The sequence below is a fragment of the Bradyrhizobium sp. CIR18 genome (genome assembly GCF_014198295.1).
GTDB lineage: Bacteria > Pseudomonadota > Alphaproteobacteria > Rhizobiales > Xanthobacteraceae > Bradyrhizobium.
Genome location: NZ_JACIHF010000001.1, coordinates 389,913 through 407,728 on the forward strand (window position 1 = coordinate 389,913; position 17,816 = coordinate 407,728).

The window sequence follows — 17,816 nt, forward strand, 5'->3', positions numbered from 1 at the left end:
CCTCACATCTTCTTGTAGGCGTCGACGATCGCCTGACCATCGGCCCCTGCCTTCTTGAGCCAGTCGGCCGTGAGCTGTTCGCCGATCTTCTGGAAGCCGGCCTTCAACGCCGGGCTCGGCGGCTCGACGGTCATGCCTTTGGCCTTGAGCTGATCGATGTACCAGGTGCTCTTGTCCTGCCAGGCCTTCCAGCCACGCGTCTCCGCCGTTGCCGCCGCCTTCAGGATGGCCTCCTGGGTCGGCTTGTCGAGCGCGTCGAACGCGGCCTTGTTGACGAAGGTGTAGTCCTTGGGAATCCAGGCCTGCACGTCGTAGAAATACTTCAGCGACTCCCAGGCCTTCGCGTCGTAGCCCGTGCCGCCGGAGGACATGAAGGAATTCACCACGCCAGTGGCAAGCGCCTGCGGCAGTTCCGCCGCCTGGATCGTGACCGATTGCGCGCCGACCAGCTCGCCGATGCGCGCGGTGCCGACGTTATAGGCCCGCCATTTCAGGCCCTTCATGTCTTCGATCGATGCGAGCGGCTTGTTGACATAGACGCCCTGCGGCGCCCAGGGCACCACGAACAGCAGCTTGAGACCCTGCGCATCGAGCTTCTTGGCGATTGCAGGCTTGGAGGCCTGATACAGCTTCATTGCGTCGGGGAAGCTGGTCGCCAGGAACGGCACGACGTCGACGCCGAACAACGGATCCTCGTTCTCGTGGATCGAGAGCAGCACTTCGCCCATCTGCGCCTGCCCGGTCACCACTGCGCGCTTGATGTCGGGTGCCTTGAACAGCGAGGCGCCGGGATGGACCGTGATCAGGAGCTTCCCGGACGTGGCGGCTTCGACGTCCTTGGCGAAGGCGACCAGGTTTTCGGAGTGCGGATTATCGGCGGGATACGCTGCCGGCAGATTCCATTTGGTCTGAGCCAAAGCGGGTGTCGCGGCCACGACCACGCCGGCGGTCAAGAATGCGCGAAACAAACGAGACATCATCAGGCTTCTCCTCACAGTCAATTTAAACACCGGTACGCTCAGTCTGGGAAGGCGAGCTTGGGCAGGAACATCACGATCTGCGGATACTCCGTGATGATGAAGACGGCGGCCAGCAGCAGGATGAAGAACGGAAACGCCGCCCGCGCAACGGTGAACGTGTCGCGCCCGCTCATGTTCTGCAGCACGAACAGATTGAACCCGACCGGCGGCGTGATCTGCGCCATCTCGACGTGGATGATAAGGTAGACGCCAAACCAGACCAGATCGAGTCCGGCCTGCCTGACCATCGGCAGCACGATGACGGCGGTCAGCACGATCATCGAGATGCCGTCGATCAGGCAGCCGAGGATGATGTACATGATGCTCAAATACAGTGCGAGCATGCTCGGCGTGAGCTGCTGCCCCTGGACCCAGGTGGCGAGCGCGGCAGGAATGCCCGTATAGGCCATCGCGGCCGTGGTATAGGCTGCGCCTGCCAAGATCAGCATGATCATGCAGGTCAGGCGCGTCGCGCTCATGATGCTCTCGAGAAAGTTCTTGCGCGTGAGCGTGCCGCTCCACCAGGCCAGCAGCAACGCGCCCGTGACGCCCCATGCCGCGCATTCCGTGGCGGTGGCAAAGCCCAGCACCAGCGAGAAGAAGACCGCCATGATCAGGAGCATACAGGGCGCGAGCTTTGCCGACTCCCGCAGCTTCTGTCGGAATGGCATCGGCGGATCGCGCGGCGGGACCTTCTTGGGATTGAGCAGCGACCAGATGATGATGTAGCCCGAATAGAGCGCCATCACGAGTACGCCCGGCAGGAAGCCGCCGAGGAACACCTGCAGCACGGAGACATTCGCCGCGACCGCGTAGACCACCATCGGGATCGAGGGTGGGATCAGGAGGCCGAGCGTGCCTGAGCCTGCGAGCGAGCCCAGGCTCAAGCCCTTGTCGTATCCACGCTTGTCGAGTTCGGGCAGCGCGATCTTGCCGATGGTCGCGCAGGTCGCTGCCGAAGAGCCCGACACCGCCGCGAAGATGCCGCAGCCGATCACGTTGACGTGGGTCAGACGTCCCGGCAGCCACTGAACCCAGGGCGACAAGCCCCGAAACATTTCTTCCGACAATTTGGTACGGAAGAGAATTTCGCCCATCCAGATGAACAGCGGCAGCGCAGCCAGCGTCCACGACGCGCTGGCGCTCCAGGTGGTGGTGGCGAGCACGGCGCCGAGCGGCAAGCTGGTCGTCAGTGCCATTGCCACGAAGCCGACGAGCCCGAGCGACACCGCGATCCAGATGCCGCTTCCCAGCAGCAGGATCATGACGCCGAGCAGGACGAACGACAGCTCGATCATGCCGAGATTGGCCATGGTCAACCTCCGCCGCCCTGCGAGATGCGCTCGACGAATTCTTCCGGCGTTTCGTCCGGCGAGCCCTTCTCGTAGCTCGGCCGATTGCCGCTGACAACATTGACCATCTCATCGATCAACGCGATCGACAGGATGGCAAGACCGCCGGCGAAACCGAGCTGCGGAATCCAGAGCGGAAGCGGGACGACGCCCTGCGCCACATCGTTGAAGCGCCAGGAATCGTAGGTCATCTGCACGGCATAGCGGGTGAAATAGAGAATGAAGGCGGTGGCGATACCGAGGGCCACGATCTCCGCGATCTGCTTGGTCCGACCATGCAGCCGTTCCAGCAGCAGGCCGACGCGGATCATCTCTCCGCGCTTGAAGGTATGCGCGAGGCCGAGGAACGCCATCGCGGCCATGCACCAGGACGCGAAATCATCCCCGGCGGGAATGTTGATCGCAAACTGGCGCCCGACCGACATGGCCATCATGATTGCAAAGATCGCAACCAGGAAGACGCCGGCGGCGTAGCCTGCCCCGAGATAAAGGAGATCCAGAGCGCGGCGCACCGGTCCTCCAGTCGTTACGTCGTCCCCTGCCACGCGATCCCCATCTCACATGTGGGCGATTCAGCCGATCCGGCGGTCACATATCGCGCGCCGCCGATCCTCTTCAATATCGCCGTTGCCCAACGTCTGTCTTTCAGCGTTAGATCAACATGATGCAACCGGTGCAAGCAAGGACTATGCCTGCTTGTGGCGGGAATTTCTACCGCAGGTTCAGTGCGTTTCCAGCCGCAGCCCGTCATAAGCGGGCACGACGCCCGCGGGCAGCGATTGCCGGATGACTTCGTAGTCGACATCGGCCGTCATGTTGGTGATGACTGCGCGCTTCGGCTTGAACCGTTCGATCCAGGACAGCGCATCGTTGATGCTGAAATGGCTGACATGACTGGTGTAGCGCAGGCCGTCGACGATCCAGAGGTCCAGATTTTCCAGCGCGCCCCAGCTTTCGCGCGGGATGTCGTTGAGGTCGGGCGTGTAGGCGGCGTCCCCGATGCGATAGCCGAGCGCGGGAATGGCGCCGTGCTGCACCAGGAAGGCTGTCATCGTCACCGCGCCGCCCTTCCCCAGAATGGTCTGGCTTTCGCCCGCCTCGATCGAGTGCCGCGTCAGGATCGGCGGATAGTCGCTGCCCTCCGGCGAGATGAAGCAATACGAGAACCGCGCCATGATGTCCTTGGCGGTCGACAGGTTGAAATAGGTCGGGATACGACGGCGCATGTGCATCACGACCGAACGCAGATCGTCCATGCCGTGGGTCTGATCGGCGTGCTCATGGGTCAGGAACACCGCGTCGATGTGATCGACATTGGTCGAGAGCAGTTGCTCGCGCAGGTCCGGCGAGGTGTCGATCACGATCCGCGTGGTGCCGTGCTCGGACTTCCGCTCGACCAGTAGCGAACAGCGGCGGCGGCGGTTCTTGGGATTATTGGGATCGCAGGCGCCCCAACCGAGCGCCGGGCGCGGCACGCCGGCGGAGGAGCCGCAGCCCAGGATCGTCAGCGTCAGCGTCATGCGGCTCCCGGTTTCAGGCTTTCACTTTCGAGAACAGGCGGAAGAAGTTCTCGCTTGTCTGGCGCGAGATCTCGTCAAACGATACGCCGCGCGTTTCGGCCAGCACTTTGGCGACCTCGACCACGTAAGCGGGCTCGTTGCGTTTTCCCCGGAACTTGCCGGGCGCAAGATAGGGCGAGTCCGTTTCGACCAGGATGCGATCGGCCGGCAGTTCGGCCGCCAGCGCCCGCAACGTCTCCGATTTCTTGAAGGTCAGGATGCCCGTGAAACCGATATAGAGCCCGAGCGACACCGCCTTCAGCGCTAGCTCGCGTCCGCCGGTGTAGCAATGCAGCACGGCGCGAAACGCGCCCTTGGCCGCCTCCTCCTCCAGGATGCGTGCGCAGTCCTCGTCGGCTTCGCGGGTGTGGATCACCAGCGGCAGGCCGGTGGTGCGGGCGGCGGCGATGTGGGCGCGAAAGCCCCTCGCCTGCGCCTCTGGCGAGCCGTTGTCGTAAAAATAGTCGAGCCCGGCTTCGCCAAGCGCGACGACCTTGGGATGCTCCGTCAGCGCAACCAGCTCATCCGATGCGATACCGTCCTCCTCATCCGCATTGTGCGGATGAGTGCCGACCGAGCAGTAGACGTCCTCATAGCGCTCAGTGATGGCCAGAAGCTGATCGAGCTTCCGCACCCGGGTCGAGATCGTGACCATGCGGCCGATGCCGGCCGCGCGGGCCCGCGATACGATCCCGTCGAGATCTTCCGCAAAGTCCGGAAAATCCAGATGGCAGTGGCTGTCGACCAGCATCGCGCAAACGTCCTAGGCTGCCGGCTCGATGTAGCGCGGGAACGCCGGCGTCGGCGCCGGCAGGGTCGAGCCGGGCGCGATGCGCTTGGCACCGCCGAGCATGGCGAAGTTGCGCTCCCCGTCCGGGATGCCGAGGCTGTCGAGCAGCAATCCCGAGGCGGTCGGCATCGCGGGCTGCGCCAGGATCGCGATCTGGCGCACGACTTCGGCGGTGACGTAGAGCACCGTCTTCTGCCTTGCCGGGTCGGTCTTGGCGAGCGCCCACGGCGCCTCGCCCGCGAAATAGCGGTTGGCCTCCGCGACCACGGCCCAGACGGCGTTGAGCCAGTGATGGATCTGCTGCGTTGCCATGGCCTCGCGCGATGCGGCGACCATGCCGTCGGCCATCGCCAGGATTGCCTTGTCGTTGTCGCTGAATTCGCCGGGCTCGGGCAGCACGCCGCCGAGTTGCTTGGCGATCATCGACAGCGAACGCTGCGCGAGGTTGCCGAGATCGTTGGCGAGATCGGCGTTGATGCGCGCCACGATGGCCTCGTGATTGTAGTTGCCGTCCTGTCCGAACGGCACCTCGCGCAGGAAGAAATAGCGCACCTGGTCGACGCCGTACTGGTCGGCAAGGTTGAAGGGATCGACGACGTTGCCGACCGACTTCGACATCTTCTCGCCCCTGCTGAACAGGAAGCCGTGGGCATAGACCCGCTTCGGCAGCGGAATCCCGGCCGACAGCAGAAACGCCGGCCAATACACCGCGTGGAAACGGATGATGTCCTTGCCGATGATATGCACGTCGGCCGGCCAATAGCGCCAGTTTCCGTCGTTCTCATCGGGGAAGCCGACGCCGGTGATGTAGTTGGTCAGCGCGTCGACCCAGACATACATCACGTGCTCTTCGTCGCCAGGCACCTTGACGCCCCAATCGAAGGTGGTGCGCGAGATCGAGAGATCACGCAGGCCGCCTCTGACGAAGCTCACCACCTCGTTCTTGCGGGAATCCGGCCCGATGAAATCGGGATGATCCGCATAGAGCTTCAACAGCTTGTCCTGGTATGCCGACAGCCGGAAGAAATAGCTCTTCTCCTCGACCCATTCGACCGGCGTGCCCTGCGGGCCCAGCCGGACGCCGTCATCGTTCAAGCGCGTCTCATCCTCGGCGTAATACGCCTCGTCCCGCACGGAATACCAGCCGGCATAGATGTCGGCATAGATATCGCCGTTCGCTTCCATGCGCCGCCAGATCTCCTGGCTGGAGCGATGATGCTGCTCCTCGGTGGTGCGGATGAAGCGGTCGAACGACACGTTCAGACGCTCGTCCATCTCCTTGAAGCGACCGGCATTGCGGGCCGCGAGCGCTGAGACGGCCATGTTCTCGCCGGCCGCTGTCTGCACCATCTTCTGGCCGTGCTCGTCGGTGCCGGTCAGGAAGAACACGTCCTTGCCGTCGAGCCGCGCAAAGCGTGCCAGCACGTCGGTCGCGATCGCTTCATAGGCGTGGCCGATATGCGGACTGCCATTGGGATAGGCGATCGCCGTCGTGATGTAGAAGACATTGTCGCGCGCGGGCGCGGCCACGGGCGCTGCAGCCTTTGGTGTGGCTGCGGGCGTTGCGACTTGCGGAGCCGCAGCGGGCTTCGGCGCGCGGGGTGCCTTCGGCTTGACAACCTTCGGCGGCGTGGCGGCGGGGGCCGGCGCTGCGATCACAGGCGCGACCACCCTCGCCTTCTTGGCCACCGTCTTCGCGGGAGCCTCGGCGGATTTCTTGGCGGATTTCTTGGCTGATTTGTTAGCTGGCTTCTTGGCGACAGCCGGCTTCTTCGCAGCCTTCTTGACCGCCTTCTTTGCCGTCTTCACGGCGCTCTTCTTCGCGCCCTTCTTGGCCGTGGCCTTCTTGGTCTTCTTGACTTTCTTGGCCGCCTTGGCGTTGGCCTTGGACGCACGTGCCTTCACGGCCTTCTTTGCGGCTTTCTTCGCAGCCTTGTTGCGGCCCTTGCCTTTAGCAGTTTTCTTAGCTCGCGTTGCCACGACGAATTCCTTTACCGGCTTCTCGAAATCTGGAGACGAACCTGGGTTCGATTATTGATTTGCGCATGATCTTTCGGAAAACCGCTGCGCACTGTTCCGGATCATGCTTTAGCGCGTTGCGTCCGCCAGCCAGCCAAACACCGAGAAAACCAAGGGCTTTCGCTCCAGATTGTAGGTTTCGGTGTCGCGCGCGGCGCGGACGATCTTTTCCCATACCTCAGCTAGGCGCGCAAGGCGCGGCAGGTTCTGGTTGGCATTGGCGTCGTCCGCATGCAGGCGTTCCGCGATCCAGCGATCGATCCCGTCGATGAAGGCCGCGAGCGCGACGCGGTCGCTGGTGGGAAGCGAATCGCCGAGCGTGTGCAATTCGCGCGGATCGACTTGCGGCAGGCGCGCGAGCAGCGCCGCCGTGCGCTGCTGCAGCTTGAGCGCATCGCCGCCGAGGAGCGTCAGAGCCCTTGCAACGCTGCCCTCGGAGGCCTCCGCGGCCTCGCGCAGCGCGGGATCGCTCGGATCGAGATCGGCGGCCGAAGCCGCAGCGCCAATCACATCATCCGTGGCGAGCGATCGCAGGCGCAGCTTGCGGCAGCGTGACTGGATGGTGGCGAGCACGCGCGCGGGCGCGTGGCTGACCAGCAGGAACAGCGATTGCTGCGGCGGTTCCTCAAGGATTTTCAGCAGCGCGTTGGCTGCATTCGGATTGAGCTCGTCGACGGTGTCGACGATGCAGACGCGCCAGCCTTCGGCCGCGGCAGTCGAGCCGAAGAAGCCGATCGTCTCGCGCGTCTCGTCCACGGTGATCACGGTGCGCATCACGCCGCGATCGTTGGCGGTACGCTCCAGCGTCAGCAGGCCGCCATGCGAGCCGGCCGCCACCTGCCGCGCCACGGCGTCATCGGGATCGATCGCGAGGTCTTCGGCGCGCTGCACGGCTTCCGCCAGCGGCTGGCCATGGGCTAGCACGAAGCGCGCCATTCGATAGGCCAGGGTCGCCTTGCCGATGCCCTGCGGCCCGCCGATCAGCCAGGCGTGAGGGATGCGGCCGCTGCGATAGGCCGTCAGCAGCGCGGTCTCGGCTTCGCGATGACCGAACAGTTTCGATGTCTCGCGCGGATGCGGAATGGCGGTTTCGCGCTCGGTCTGACGCGGGCTCATACGGAAACCACCGAGGCTGGTGTGGGAAGGAGACGATCGCGCAGCGCCGCCCAGACACGGCCTGCGACCGTGTCAGGGTCAGAATTGGCGTCGATCAGCACGCAGCGTGCGGGATCGTCCTCGGCAATCTTGCGATAGGCCTCGCGCAGGCCCTGGTGAAAACCGAGCTTCTCGCCTTCGAACCGGTCGGGCGTGCCGTTGCCGCGGCGCGCGGCGGCGCGTTGCAGGCCGATCTCGACCGGCAGATCGAGAATGATGGTGAGGTCCGGCTTGAGATCGCCGATCGTGACCCGCTGCATCGCGTTGATCAGGCCCTCAGGCACCTGGCCGAGGCTGCCCTGATAGGCCCGCGTCGAGTCGGCGAAGCGGTCGCACAGCACCCAGGTGCCCTGGTTGAGCGCAGGCAGGATCACGGTGCGGACATGGTCATCACGCGCGGCGGCGAACAGCAGCGTTTCCGCCTCGGGGCCGAGCAGCTTGCCCATGCCCGACAGCACCAGATGACGCATGATCTCGGCGCCCGGCGAGCCGCCCGGCTCGCGCGTGACGCGGATGCGGAGCTTCGCCGCCTTGAGGCGGTCGGCAAGCTTCTTGATCTGGGTCGACTTGCCCGTGCCCTCGCCGCCTTCAAAGGTGACGAAGCGTCCGCGTCCGGACGGCCGCTGTAGCGCGCTCTCACTCATGATCAGAGCTTCTCGGCGCCTGCGCGGAACATGCCGATCACGAGCTCGCTGGCGCCGTCGATCGCGCGTCGCACGGTCGAGCCAGTGCCGATCGCTTCCGCCGCATAGACCGGCGTCTCCACCGCGATGTTGCCGCTGCGCCAGACCTTGACCACGCCGACCCGTTGGCCGGCCTCGACCGGCGCCCGCACCGGACCGCTATAGACGACGCGCGCAATCAGCTTGTCGCTGCCGTTCTTGTGCACCATCACCTTCACCGGAGTCTTGGCGACGAGCTTGACCGAACGGCTCTCGCCGCCGAACACCTTGGCGTAGCCGACCGGCTGCTCGGCCGCGATCAGCGTGCGGGTCTCGAAATTGCGGAAACCCCATTCCAGCATTTTCTTGGCTTCCGTCGCGCGATCCTCGGGGTCTTCCAGTCCGTTGACGACGACGATCAACCGCGTGCCGTTCTGCACCGCCGAGCCGACCATGCCGTAGCCGCCCTCCTTGGTATAGCCGGTCTTCAGCCCGTCGGCGCCTTCCATCGAATTGAGCAGCGGATTGCGGTTGGGCTGGCGGATCTTGTTCCAGGTGTACTCTTTCTCGCCGAACAGTTTGTAGAACTCCGGAAAGTCCAGGATGATGTGCCGGGCGAGCATGCCAAGCTCGCGCACCGTCATCTTGTTGGCGGGGTCGGGCAAACCGTTGGAGTTGCCGAAGGTCGATTTGGTCATGCCGAGCTCGCGGGCGCGCTTGGTCATGAAGTCCGCCGCGAAAATCTTCTCGTTGCCCGCCATGGCCTCGGCGAGCGCGATGCAGGCATCGTTGCCGCTCTGGATGATCGCGCCGTGCAGGAGATCGTCGACCGAGACCTTGCTGTTGATGGCGGCGAACATGGTCGAGCCGCCCGAGGGCGCGCCGCCCCGGCGCCAGGCGTTCTCGCTGATCCGGTACTCGTCGGTCAGCTTGATGTCGCCCTTCTTAATGGCATTGAAGACGACCTCCGCCGTCATCAGCTTCATCATGCTGGAGGGCGCTCGGAGCTCGTCGGCGTTCTTCTCGAACAGCACGCTGCCTGAGGAGGCCTCGATCAGGATCGCGGTCGGGGCATCGCCGTCGAATCCGGCATCGTCCGGCTTCTTGGCGCCCTGGATGCTCTGGTTGGCGGCCAGAAGCGCCCCGCTCCAGCCGATGCTTGCCACCAGAATCGCGGCGACCAGCCCGCGCGCCAGTGTTCCGGCTGTGAGCCCGTTACGACGAAGCAAAGGAAGACGAAATGCCATGGCGAAGCCCTGAGAGAGGCGTTCTAACAGTTGGAACAGATGCGAACAACACGCGGTTCGACGCCTGTCCCTGAGATTGCACGATTCTCGCCGCGCCCCTATCGTGGCGCCTTATGTTTCTCGACCAAACCCCTGAAACACGGCGGAAAAGCGATGTCCTCAACCCGCGTGATCAAGGCCAACGGCATCGATCTCTTCATCCGCGAAGCCGGCCAGGGTCCGCTGGTGGTGCTGTGCCATGGCTGGCCGGAGCTGTCCTATTCCTGGCGCCACCAGATCCCCGCGCTGGCCGCGGCCGGGTTTCACGTCGTCGCCCCCGACATGCGCGGCTACGGCCAGAGCGCCGCGCCGCCTGAGGTCGCGGCCTACTCGATTTTCGACACGGTCGGCGACATGGTCGGTCTCGTGCAGGCGCTCGGCGAGACCAAGGCGATGGTGGTCGGCCACGATTGGGGCGCACCGGTTGCCTGGCATGCGGCCCTGTTCCGGCCCGACATCTTCACGGCGGTCGCGGGCCTCAGCGTGCCGCCGCCGTTCCGCGGCCGCGGCAAGCCGCTCGACCTCTTGCGCCAGGGCGGCGTCACCAATTTCTACTGGCAGTACTTCCAGGCGCCCGGCGTCGCCGAGGCCGAGCTGGAACGAGACGTCGCCCGCACCATGCGCATCGTGCTCGGCGGACGCGGCCTTGCCGATCCCACTGCCGCCATGTTCGTGCAGGAGGGCAAGGGCTTTCTCAGCCACGCCACCACCGAGGAGCCGCTGCCCGGCTGGCTCGGCGAGGCCGACCTCGCCTATTTCACCGAGAGCTTCCGCAAGTCCGGCTTTCGCGGCGGGCTGAACTGGTACCGCAACATCGACCGCAATTGGGAGCTGACGGCGCCCTGGCAGGACGCGCAGATCCATCAGCCCTCGCTGTTCATCGCCGGCTCCAGGGACGCCGTCATCACCGGCCTGATCGGTGCCAAGCGCGTCAACGAGCTCGAGCGCGTGCTGCCCAATCTGAAGCAGAAGCTGATCATCGAGGGCGCCGGCCATTGGGTGCAGCAGGAACGGCCCGACGAGGTGAATGCGGCGCTGGTGCAATTCCTGAAGGAAAGCGCAGCCTAATAGAGCCCGCGGCCGCTCAGGATGCTGCGGGCCTCGGCGGCCCCGTCGGCCGATGACGGCGCGTTCTCCGCCGCGTAGCGGCCGTCCGCGTCATAGGACACGGCGCGCGCGTTGTGGACCGCCCGGCCCCGGCCGCGGCTCGAGGCCGACATTTCCGAGGTCGCATTGAGCGAGGCCATGTCGGCGGAGGTGGTGCCGAGATTATAGGGCCGCCCCTCCGGCATCGGCACGTCGCCGCGAATGGCACCGCGGCTCGATCCCGGCAATTCCGGCACGAAAGGCTTGGCCGAGGCGACCCGGACCATCGATGGCGACGGCGCCGGAACGCCGGTGCGCAGGGTCGCCAGAAGCTGGCGGTCGTCGGAGCCTTCGAGCGGCGCCCGGCCGACATATTCGACGCGGACCTTTGCGACGCCATTGCCTTTGAATTCAAGCAGTTCGGCGGCCTTGTTCGAGACATCGATGAGGCGGTTGCCGTGATAGGGGCCGCGGTCATTGACGCGCACGATCAGCGACTTGCCGTTCGAGACATTGGTCACCCGCGCATAGGACGGCATCGGCAGGGTCGGATGCGCCGCGGTTAGCGAGGTCATGTCGAACACTTCGCCATTGGCGGTCAGGCGGCCGTGGAAGTCATCGCCGTACCAGGACGCCATGCCCTCGGCGCGGTAGTTGACGTCCTCCTCGGGCACGTAGGTCCGGCCGGCCACGACATAGGGCTTGCCGACGCGGTAGGTGCCGCCGCCCTTCGGGACCGGGTCCCCGAACGCCACGACCCGGGGGCTCGAGGACACGCCATATTTCGGATCGACGCGGCTGGCGAATTTGTTGGAGGAGGCGCAATTGGCCAGCGCAACGCAGGCCGCGACCGCCGCAGCACCACGCGCGGCCCGCAAAACCGAATCTGACCGTCGGATCCCCATGCGCCCCAAATACCACTTTGCCGGAGGCGTACCCACCCCGCTTTGGCTACGGGGAGCGCTGTCCGGTCCTCTAATCCGAGGCGGCCCACCACCGCGTCGGAAGCGGTAACGATAACGCAACCCGAACACGGCGGAAATGGGGAGCCCACAGCGATCCCACCGGGATGGTAAACGAGACGTTCGCATTTTTCCGTTGTTCTACGGAGCGATGGCGCCAACCCTGTGCCACGGCTGGACATTCTGTTGCGCCGAATCCTCACTCCACCCCCATTGTCGCTGCCTTCACTGGAATTCTTTTGACTGTGCAAGGCCGCACGCGTTCTCTCGGCTGCAAGGGCGGGATTTGGAATTTAACGATGATCGAGACGGTTTCGGCACTGATGGGTCTGGTAAGCGCGGGGATCTTCCTGGCCCATGCGTTTGAAGGCTACCGCACGAGGGCCTAAGGGCACTCGCGCGAGCATCACCTCTTTCAAGACGGCGCGTTCGGACAATTTTGATCGATCCGACCGAGCATCGAAAACGAGAGCGGCAGGTGTCACATGCGCAACCATGACCTGGTATCTGACGGCTTCCTGGCATTGACCGCCGGCGGCTTGGTTCTGCTCTGTTCGAGCCTCGTGGCACTGGCGTTCGCCTGAGCCCCGCTTCGTTACCCTCCAGCACAGCTCCACCGCGGCGCAGTATGCGCCAATGTCCCGCTCCCAATCTGTTGATTGAATTCCCGCGTTCGGTGCCTCGACTCATTTCCAGAGGCCATCACCAACGAGGGTGACACAAATGCTTGCCGAGAAATTCTTCCTGGTCCTGGAATCCCTGATCCGCGGCGACCGCACCTATCCGGACGGAAGCCCCCGGGTCATCAGCACCTCCCCGCACGTGCCGGTCAGGCTGCCGGCGCAGAAATAGCCGGCGTCACGCGCCACTCAGCGCAGACCCAGCAGGGAGCGGCGATAGCGGCTGTCACGGGCCTCGTTCAGGCAGACGAAGCTGCCGTCGAACCCCTGGCCGTACCGCTTCTGACCCTTGCGGTAGTAGATGCCCTTCCTGAAGTCGAGCCAGACCACCTTGTCGTGCGGGCAATGACGCTGCGCCTGCGCCTCGTAGCGAAACGGCGTCAGCGGTGTCGCCGAGACCTCCGCGGAGCCCGCGCCAATCATGATCGCGCCGGCGAGCGCGATGCCGCCGGACCATCTGCGAAAGCCGCTCCTCGTCACTCCCCGCCTCCCGATCCACACCGTCGCGCGATGGCCGTTCGGCACGCTAGCACGAAATGGCGATCAGCCGATGGCGGGACGTGCGGCGCGTCTTCCGCCGGCCATGTTGTCGGGCTAGATGAAAGCGATCGTTTCGATTGCGAGGATGCAGCCTGAATGTCGGTTGAGCCTTCACCCCAATCCGGACCTCGTGCCGAACCGCGTTCGCCCTCGCCGCGCCTCGGCCTGCTGCCGATGATCATCTTCGGCTCGCGCTGGCTGCAACTGCCGCTTTATCTCGGACTGATCGTGGCGCAATGCGTCTACATCGCGCTGTTCCTGAAAGAGCTCTGGCACCTCTCCTGGCACGCCCTCGACCTCACCGAGCAGCAGATCATGATGAGTGTGCTGGCGCTGATCGACGTCGTGATGATCTCCAACCTGCTCGTGATGGTGATCGTCGGCGGCTACGAGACGTTCGTCTCGCGGCTCGACCTGCAGGGCCATCCCGACGAGCCGGAATGGCTCGGCCACGTCAATGCGAGCGTGCTCAAGATCAAGCTCGCCATGGCCATCATCGGCATCTCCTCGATCGCGCTGCTGCGCACCTTCATCGAGGCCGGCAATCTCGGCTCGAACCGCGCCGGCTTCACCGAGACCGGCGTGATGTGGCAGGTGCTGATCCACCTCACCTTCGTCGTTTCGGCGATCGGCATTGCCTATGTCGACAGGCTCGGTGACTCCGGCACGCGCAAGCAGGCCGAGTGAGGTTACCAAGGTCGGCCTTATTGCTTGTCCACTTCGAGCTGCGCCAGCGCCTGGTGCAGGCACTCCTGAAGCTTCAGCGCGACCTGCTCACGCGCGATGCCCTTGGCGGCGAGATCGCCTGACACCTTGTCTACGACATCGGCGATCGCCCGGCTCTCCAGATGGTCCGTCACCAGCGTGGTGGCGTAGCTTGCCGCGGCATCGCCGCTGAGCCCGAGCTGGCCTGCAGCCCAAAGCCCGAGCAGCTTGTTGGACCGGGCGGTGGCCTTGAACATGAATTCCTCGTCGTGGACGAACTTGGCCTCAAAGCCCTGCTCGCGCTTGTCGAACGTGGTCATGGTCAGCTCCATTTGCGCTTTTCGCTGATGGGTGTCGGACTGGCTGGGGGCGAACGTCTCCGTGCTTCACGTCAGTTCGGATCAGTTGAAGCTTCCGGCGGAAGCCAAACGCCGTCAAGCCTGCCGATGCGCCCCCGCGCCGGGCGCGTGCATCCCTGCACAAGCCCGGCGCCAGCCGGCTCGGCTAGGCCGAGATCGTTTACTGATCGTTAAGCAGACTCAGCGCCGCATGGCTTGGGGCATACCGAGAGCTGACGCATGAACAAAGAGCTGCGGGAGTTTCGACGGCTTGAACAGGTTTGCCTGGAGCAGGCCGCCCTCTCCACCATGGACCTCGCGAAAAGCGGGCTGCTCAAGGTCGCCGACGATTGCCGCATCGCAGCCGAAGCCATCGAGGCACAATCGCCCCGCGGCGCATTCACAGGGGCCGTCCAGGCGCTGAGGCTGGCTTGGAGCGTGACGCGGACGCCGAAACGGCACTAGCCGGCGGCATCGCCCGGACAGATCGCGTCAGAAGATTGCGGGCGGGGCCCGCGCAGGATCAGGCCTTCGCCGCCGCCGCCTCGCGCGCCAGCCGTTCGGCTTTCAGCCGCTCCTTGTTGGCGTAAAACGCCTTCTGCGCCTCTTCATGGTCGCGCATGGCCTTTTCGGCCTCGATCCGGCGTGCCGCATCGCGCGCCTGGCGCTGCTCGGGGGTCAGGGGTTTGCGTCGGAAGGAAAGGTCTTCAGTCATGCGGAGACAACGCAGACCCGGCGAAAGGGTTCCACTGGGCGGACCCGGCGGCTCTGCAAATTGGAACTCGACCGGTCCGCCCCGCCCGAACGCCGCCCAAACAAATATCGAAAAACAACCCCATGCACAGTAGCTATGCCGTTGTAGAATAAAGCTTTTTCTGGGCTCTCGAAGGCCCCTGGATATCAACCTCGGCGATGACGGGCAGGTGGTCCGAGAACGCCGTCGCCTCCGTGTCGGTCCAGACTTTCGCGATCCGGCTATCAGAGGTCGCATAAATCCGGTCGAGCCGCATCAGGGGCAAGCGCGATGGGAAGGTGCGCAGCCGCGTACGGTTTGGGCAGGCCTGCGCGAGCACGCGCCGCACCGACTTGACCCAAAACCAATCGTTGAAATCGCCGAGGACGATGGTCCTTTCGGGTTTCACCAGGCTCACCAGGGTTTGTGCCTGGGCATGCCGCTCGTGGATGCTCAGGCCGAGATGCGTGGCAACCACGCGCACATCACCGACCGGCGTCAGGAGGCCAGCGGCAATGGCCCTGCGCGGCTCGCGCTCCCGATACGACACGTCGACGATTTCGGGCACCCCGGAGAACGGAAAGCGGCTCAGGAGCATCTGACCGTAGTCGCCATCCGCGGTGACAATCGACTTGGCGTGAACGCGGTGATCGCCGACGACACTCGCCAGCTTCGCAAACGGATCGTCGGACCTCGATCGCGAATCCACCTCCTGAAGCGCGACGACATCAGGAGCCCATTTGCGAAGGATGGAGCAGACCCCCTCCAGATCGAACTTCGGATTGAGATTGAACGTGCCGTGCACATTCCACGTCATGAAACGCACCGGCGCCATCAGCGCCTCCCGGCGAGCCAGGTCGCGAGGAATTGCGCGCCTGCGCAGACGCCGAGCCAGCCCAGGAACGCCAGCACCAACAGCAACATGCTGCTCCAGGATGCATTGCGGGCCAAATCCGCGATCTGAGCCCCCAGCACGGCCATGGCAAGAATACCGGGCGTCATGCCAAGCAGGGTTCCGAGCAGGAAGTCGCGTAAAGGCAGCGTGCTCGCGCCAGCCACGACGTTCACGAGCGAGAACGGTGCGATGGGAATCATCCGGATGACGACGACAGCCAGGACGCCCTTGCCGACAACGCGGTCCTGGATCCGCGCGGCGCGTCGTCCGAGCAACTGCTGGAGCCGCTGCCGTCCGAGGGCCCGCCCGATCACGAAAAGGACGAAGGCGCTGAGCAAGACGCCGGCGATCGCCGTGGCGAAACCCAGCAATGGCCCAAGCGCGGCAGCCGTTGCTGCAATGAGCACGAGCACCGGAAACACCACCAGCCCGCCGACGACAAAAGCCGCGATTGCGAGGGGCGGCCCCCAGACCGATTGGGAGTAAGTCGACAGCAAATTCGAGACGCGGCCCGTGTCGGCCAAATCGCTCAAGGAAGTGTACGACCAGGCTATTGCCAAGCCAAAAAGCGCCACGGCGATCGATACGATCCCGATGACGGTCTTCGTGCTCCACATGCGCGATGCCGCCCGCTCGAGATGAAGGGGCCGCTCAGGGTCCGCCACCGGCTGAACCATCGTGGCCAGAGTGCTGGTCAGGACTGAGGCTTCCACTGCCCGCAGCGTCTTCGGGCCGTCGGCTTTCGACACCTCGTCCATAAGAACTAGAACACGATCGTCGTTTTGCCTGACGCTCTGTTCGTCGAGGCCACAAAAATGGGCTACCAGGCGACGCCGAACTGAAGCGACGAACTCCCGATGTTCGTCGGATGCAGCTTCAAAGATCAGATCACATTCGCTGTCGGCGCCCATCGACCGGTTGTTCAAATTGGCCGAGCCGATCCTCAAGATCCTGTCATCGACGATCATGAGCTTGCTGTGCACCATCACGGCCGCTTCCGTGTCTCCCTCTCGTGTGACCGGGTAGACGAAGCGGATGCGATCTGCCACGCCAGCCTCACTGAAGCAGTCGATGAACGCGCCACGGCCGTTCTGCATGGCCTGGGATTCCAGCCACGAGGAATGCAGTTTTGGAGCGACGACCAGAACCCGGAGCGACGGCACGCGCAGCATCTGCTCCGCCAACTCACGCGCGATCTTGATCGCGCTGGTGAACTGGTTCTCGATGTAGATGAAGCTCGTCGCGGACCGGATCGCTGCAATCAAGGAGCGTTCGACCTCCCTGATGGTCGAACCTGCAGGACAGACCACCTCGGTCCGGGCGATCCCAACCGGCATGAGCTCAGCCTCGACCGGCACATGCGACGGCCAGCGCATACTCTTTTGCGCACGCCGATCCAGCATCTGTTGGCCTGCCGCACGCCAGCGCTCCTCGGCGAGTTCGAACAGCGAGGCGGCAGCATCCCCGTCGACCACGCATTGAACATCGTGAAACGGCGGGTATGGCTTGCCCTGGGGGTCGCAGCGCAGTTCGTGATCGACGCGATGATCGCTCGTGTCCCAGCGCCTGATCGTCAGATCGAGCCCGCCGACGAACGCCAGTGAACCGTCGATAGAGACGATCTTCTGGTGCTGGGCCGAGCCGAACGGAAGCGTGGAATCCAGATGAAATCGGACGCGGCCGTCCGTGTCGGCGGTGAATTTGGCCGTGGAATTCCATTCCCGTTCGGAGGCGTAGAACGAGACGAAGTCCCAGACGAGAATGTTGATCCGCAGGTCCGGCCGGCGGTGAACGAGGGCGCGCAGAAATGGGCCGAGCTGTTCCGGCAAGCCGTCATCCGCCCGCCCCGACGATCCAACCAGCCTGGTCTCGCTATGGATATCCCACCCGACGATGTAGATGAGATCCTGCGCCGCGAGCAGCGCCTCGCGCAGGGCCGCGAAATAAGCGGCCGCATCGTTCAGAACCGCCACGCGCCGCGCCTTGCACCGCCGCCAGACGGTGTCGCCGGGTATCAGGGTGGATGAGCTCTGAA

At 64.4% G+C, this 17,816-nt stretch carries 19 protein-coding genes; 4 read left to right on the forward strand and 15 right to left on the reverse strand.

What is annotated here, in order from left to right:
- Positions 1-2 precede the first annotated feature (2 nt).
- The 9 genes from GGD65_RS01915 to GGD65_RS01955 form a co-directional block, all read right to left on the reverse strand.
- On the reverse strand, positions 3-980 hold the full coding sequence (locus GGD65_RS01915) for a TRAP transporter substrate-binding protein (protein WP_183234271.1): 978 nt from the start codon (positions 978-980) through the stop codon (positions 3-5).
- A gap of 38 nt (positions 981-1,018) precedes the next feature.
- Positions 1,019-2,332 carry a TRAP transporter large permease gene (locus tag GGD65_RS01920; RefSeq protein ID WP_183234272.1) on the reverse strand — a complete coding sequence of 438 codons (1,314 nt, stop codon included), beginning with the start codon at positions 2,330-2,332 and terminating at the stop codon, positions 1,019-1,021.
- A 2-nt stretch (positions 2,333-2,334) separates the two neighbouring features.
- On the reverse strand, positions 2,335-2,883 hold the full coding sequence (locus GGD65_RS01925; protein ID WP_244550683.1) for a TRAP transporter small permease: 549 nt from the start codon (positions 2,881-2,883) through the stop codon (positions 2,335-2,337).
- A gap of 210 nt (positions 2,884-3,093) precedes the next feature.
- Positions 3,094-3,891, reverse strand: a complete 798-nt coding sequence (locus GGD65_RS01930) for an MBL fold metallo-hydrolase (protein WP_018320473.1) — start codon at positions 3,889-3,891, stop codon at positions 3,094-3,096.
- Positions 3,892-3,904: 13 nt separating this feature from the next.
- Complete coding sequence (locus GGD65_RS01935) at positions 3,905-4,681, reverse strand: TatD family hydrolase (protein ID WP_183234274.1); 777 nt, start codon at positions 4,679-4,681, stop codon at positions 3,905-3,907.
- A 12-nt stretch (positions 4,682-4,693) separates the two neighbouring features.
- Complete coding sequence (gene metG, locus GGD65_RS01940) at positions 4,694-6,700, reverse strand: methionine--tRNA ligase (RefSeq protein WP_183234275.1); 2,007 nt, start codon at positions 6,698-6,700, stop codon at positions 4,694-4,696.
- Positions 6,701-6,808: 108 nt separating this feature from the next.
- Positions 6,809-7,855: a DNA polymerase III subunit delta' gene (locus GGD65_RS01945; RefSeq protein ID WP_183234276.1), complete on the reverse strand. Its 1,047-nt coding sequence runs from the start codon at positions 7,853-7,855 to the stop codon at positions 6,809-6,811.
- On the reverse strand, positions 7,852-8,538 hold the full coding sequence (gene tmk / locus GGD65_RS01950) for a dTMP kinase (RefSeq protein WP_183234277.1): 687 nt from the start codon (positions 8,536-8,538) through the stop codon (positions 7,852-7,854). Before tmk ends, GGD65_RS01945 begins: the two co-directional genes overlap by 4 nt.
- A gap of 2 nt (positions 8,539-8,540) precedes the next feature.
- Positions 8,541-9,803 (reverse strand): D-alanyl-D-alanine carboxypeptidase family protein, encoded by a 1,263-nt coding sequence (locus GGD65_RS01955; RefSeq protein ID WP_183234278.1) that lies wholly within the window; start codon positions 9,801-9,803, stop codon positions 8,541-8,543.
- A gap of 153 nt (positions 9,804-9,956) precedes the next feature.
- Here GGD65_RS01955 and GGD65_RS01960 point away from each other — a divergent pair, with 153 nt between their 5' ends.
- Entirely contained in the window at positions 9,957-10,910 is a 954-nt protein-coding gene (locus tag GGD65_RS01960) for an alpha/beta fold hydrolase (protein WP_092258146.1), read from the forward strand.
- On the opposite strand, the gene GGD65_RS01965 is transcribed toward GGD65_RS01960, so the two are convergent.
- Complete coding sequence (locus tag GGD65_RS01965; RefSeq protein ID WP_049814989.1) at positions 10,907-11,833, reverse strand: septal ring lytic transglycosylase RlpA family protein; 927 nt, start codon at positions 11,831-11,833, stop codon at positions 10,907-10,909. The genes GGD65_RS01960 and GGD65_RS01965 overlap by 4 nt on opposite strands.
- Positions 11,834-12,613: 780 nt before the next feature.
- On the opposite strand from GGD65_RS01965, the gene GGD65_RS40700 reads away from it, so the two are divergent.
- Positions 12,614-12,742, forward strand: a complete 129-nt coding sequence (locus tag GGD65_RS40700; RefSeq protein ID WP_018320480.1) for a hypothetical protein — start codon at positions 12,614-12,616, stop codon at positions 12,740-12,742.
- A gap of 17 nt (positions 12,743-12,759) precedes the next feature.
- On the opposite strand, the gene GGD65_RS01970 is transcribed toward GGD65_RS40700, so the two are convergent.
- Complete coding sequence (locus tag GGD65_RS01970) at positions 12,760-13,050, reverse strand: hypothetical protein (protein ID WP_183234279.1); 291 nt, start codon at positions 13,048-13,050, stop codon at positions 12,760-12,762.
- Positions 13,051-13,206: 156 nt separating this feature from the next.
- Here GGD65_RS01970 and GGD65_RS01975 point away from each other — a divergent pair, with 156 nt between their 5' ends.
- The gene (locus GGD65_RS01975) at positions 13,207-13,797 is read left to right on the forward strand and encodes a TIGR00645 family protein (RefSeq protein ID WP_183234280.1); all 591 of its coding nucleotides are present in this window, start codon (positions 13,207-13,209) and stop codon (positions 13,795-13,797) included.
- A gap of 17 nt (positions 13,798-13,814) precedes the next feature.
- Here GGD65_RS01975 and GGD65_RS01980 read toward each other — a convergent pair whose 3' ends face one another.
- Entirely contained in the window at positions 13,815-14,135 is a 321-nt protein-coding gene (locus GGD65_RS01980; RefSeq protein ID WP_038970337.1) for a DUF1476 domain-containing protein, read from the reverse strand.
- A 258-nt stretch (positions 14,136-14,393) separates the two neighbouring features.
- Between GGD65_RS01980 and GGD65_RS01985 the strand changes: the two genes are divergently transcribed.
- Positions 14,394-14,618: a hypothetical protein gene (locus GGD65_RS01985; RefSeq protein ID WP_183234281.1), complete on the forward strand. Its 225-nt coding sequence runs from the start codon at positions 14,394-14,396 to the stop codon at positions 14,616-14,618.
- 58 nt (positions 14,619-14,676) lie between these two features.
- On the opposite strand, the gene GGD65_RS01990 is transcribed toward GGD65_RS01985, so the two are convergent.
- From GGD65_RS01990 to GGD65_RS02000, 3 genes are all read right to left on the reverse strand, one after another.
- Positions 14,677-14,868, reverse strand: a complete 192-nt coding sequence (locus GGD65_RS01990; protein ID WP_018320485.1) for a hypothetical protein — start codon at positions 14,866-14,868, stop codon at positions 14,677-14,679.
- A gap of 133 nt (positions 14,869-15,001) precedes the next feature.
- Positions 15,002-15,721 (reverse strand): endonuclease/exonuclease/phosphatase family protein, encoded by a 720-nt coding sequence (locus GGD65_RS01995; RefSeq protein WP_183234282.1) that lies wholly within the window; start codon positions 15,719-15,721, stop codon positions 15,002-15,004.
- Positions 15,721-17,754, reverse strand: coding sequence for a VTT domain-containing protein (locus GGD65_RS02000; protein WP_183234283.1), 2,034 nt, complete (start codon positions 17,752-17,754; stop codon positions 15,721-15,723). The genes GGD65_RS01995 and GGD65_RS02000 overlap by 1 nt, the downstream gene beginning before the upstream one ends.
- Positions 17,755-17,816: the final 62 nt, after the last annotated feature.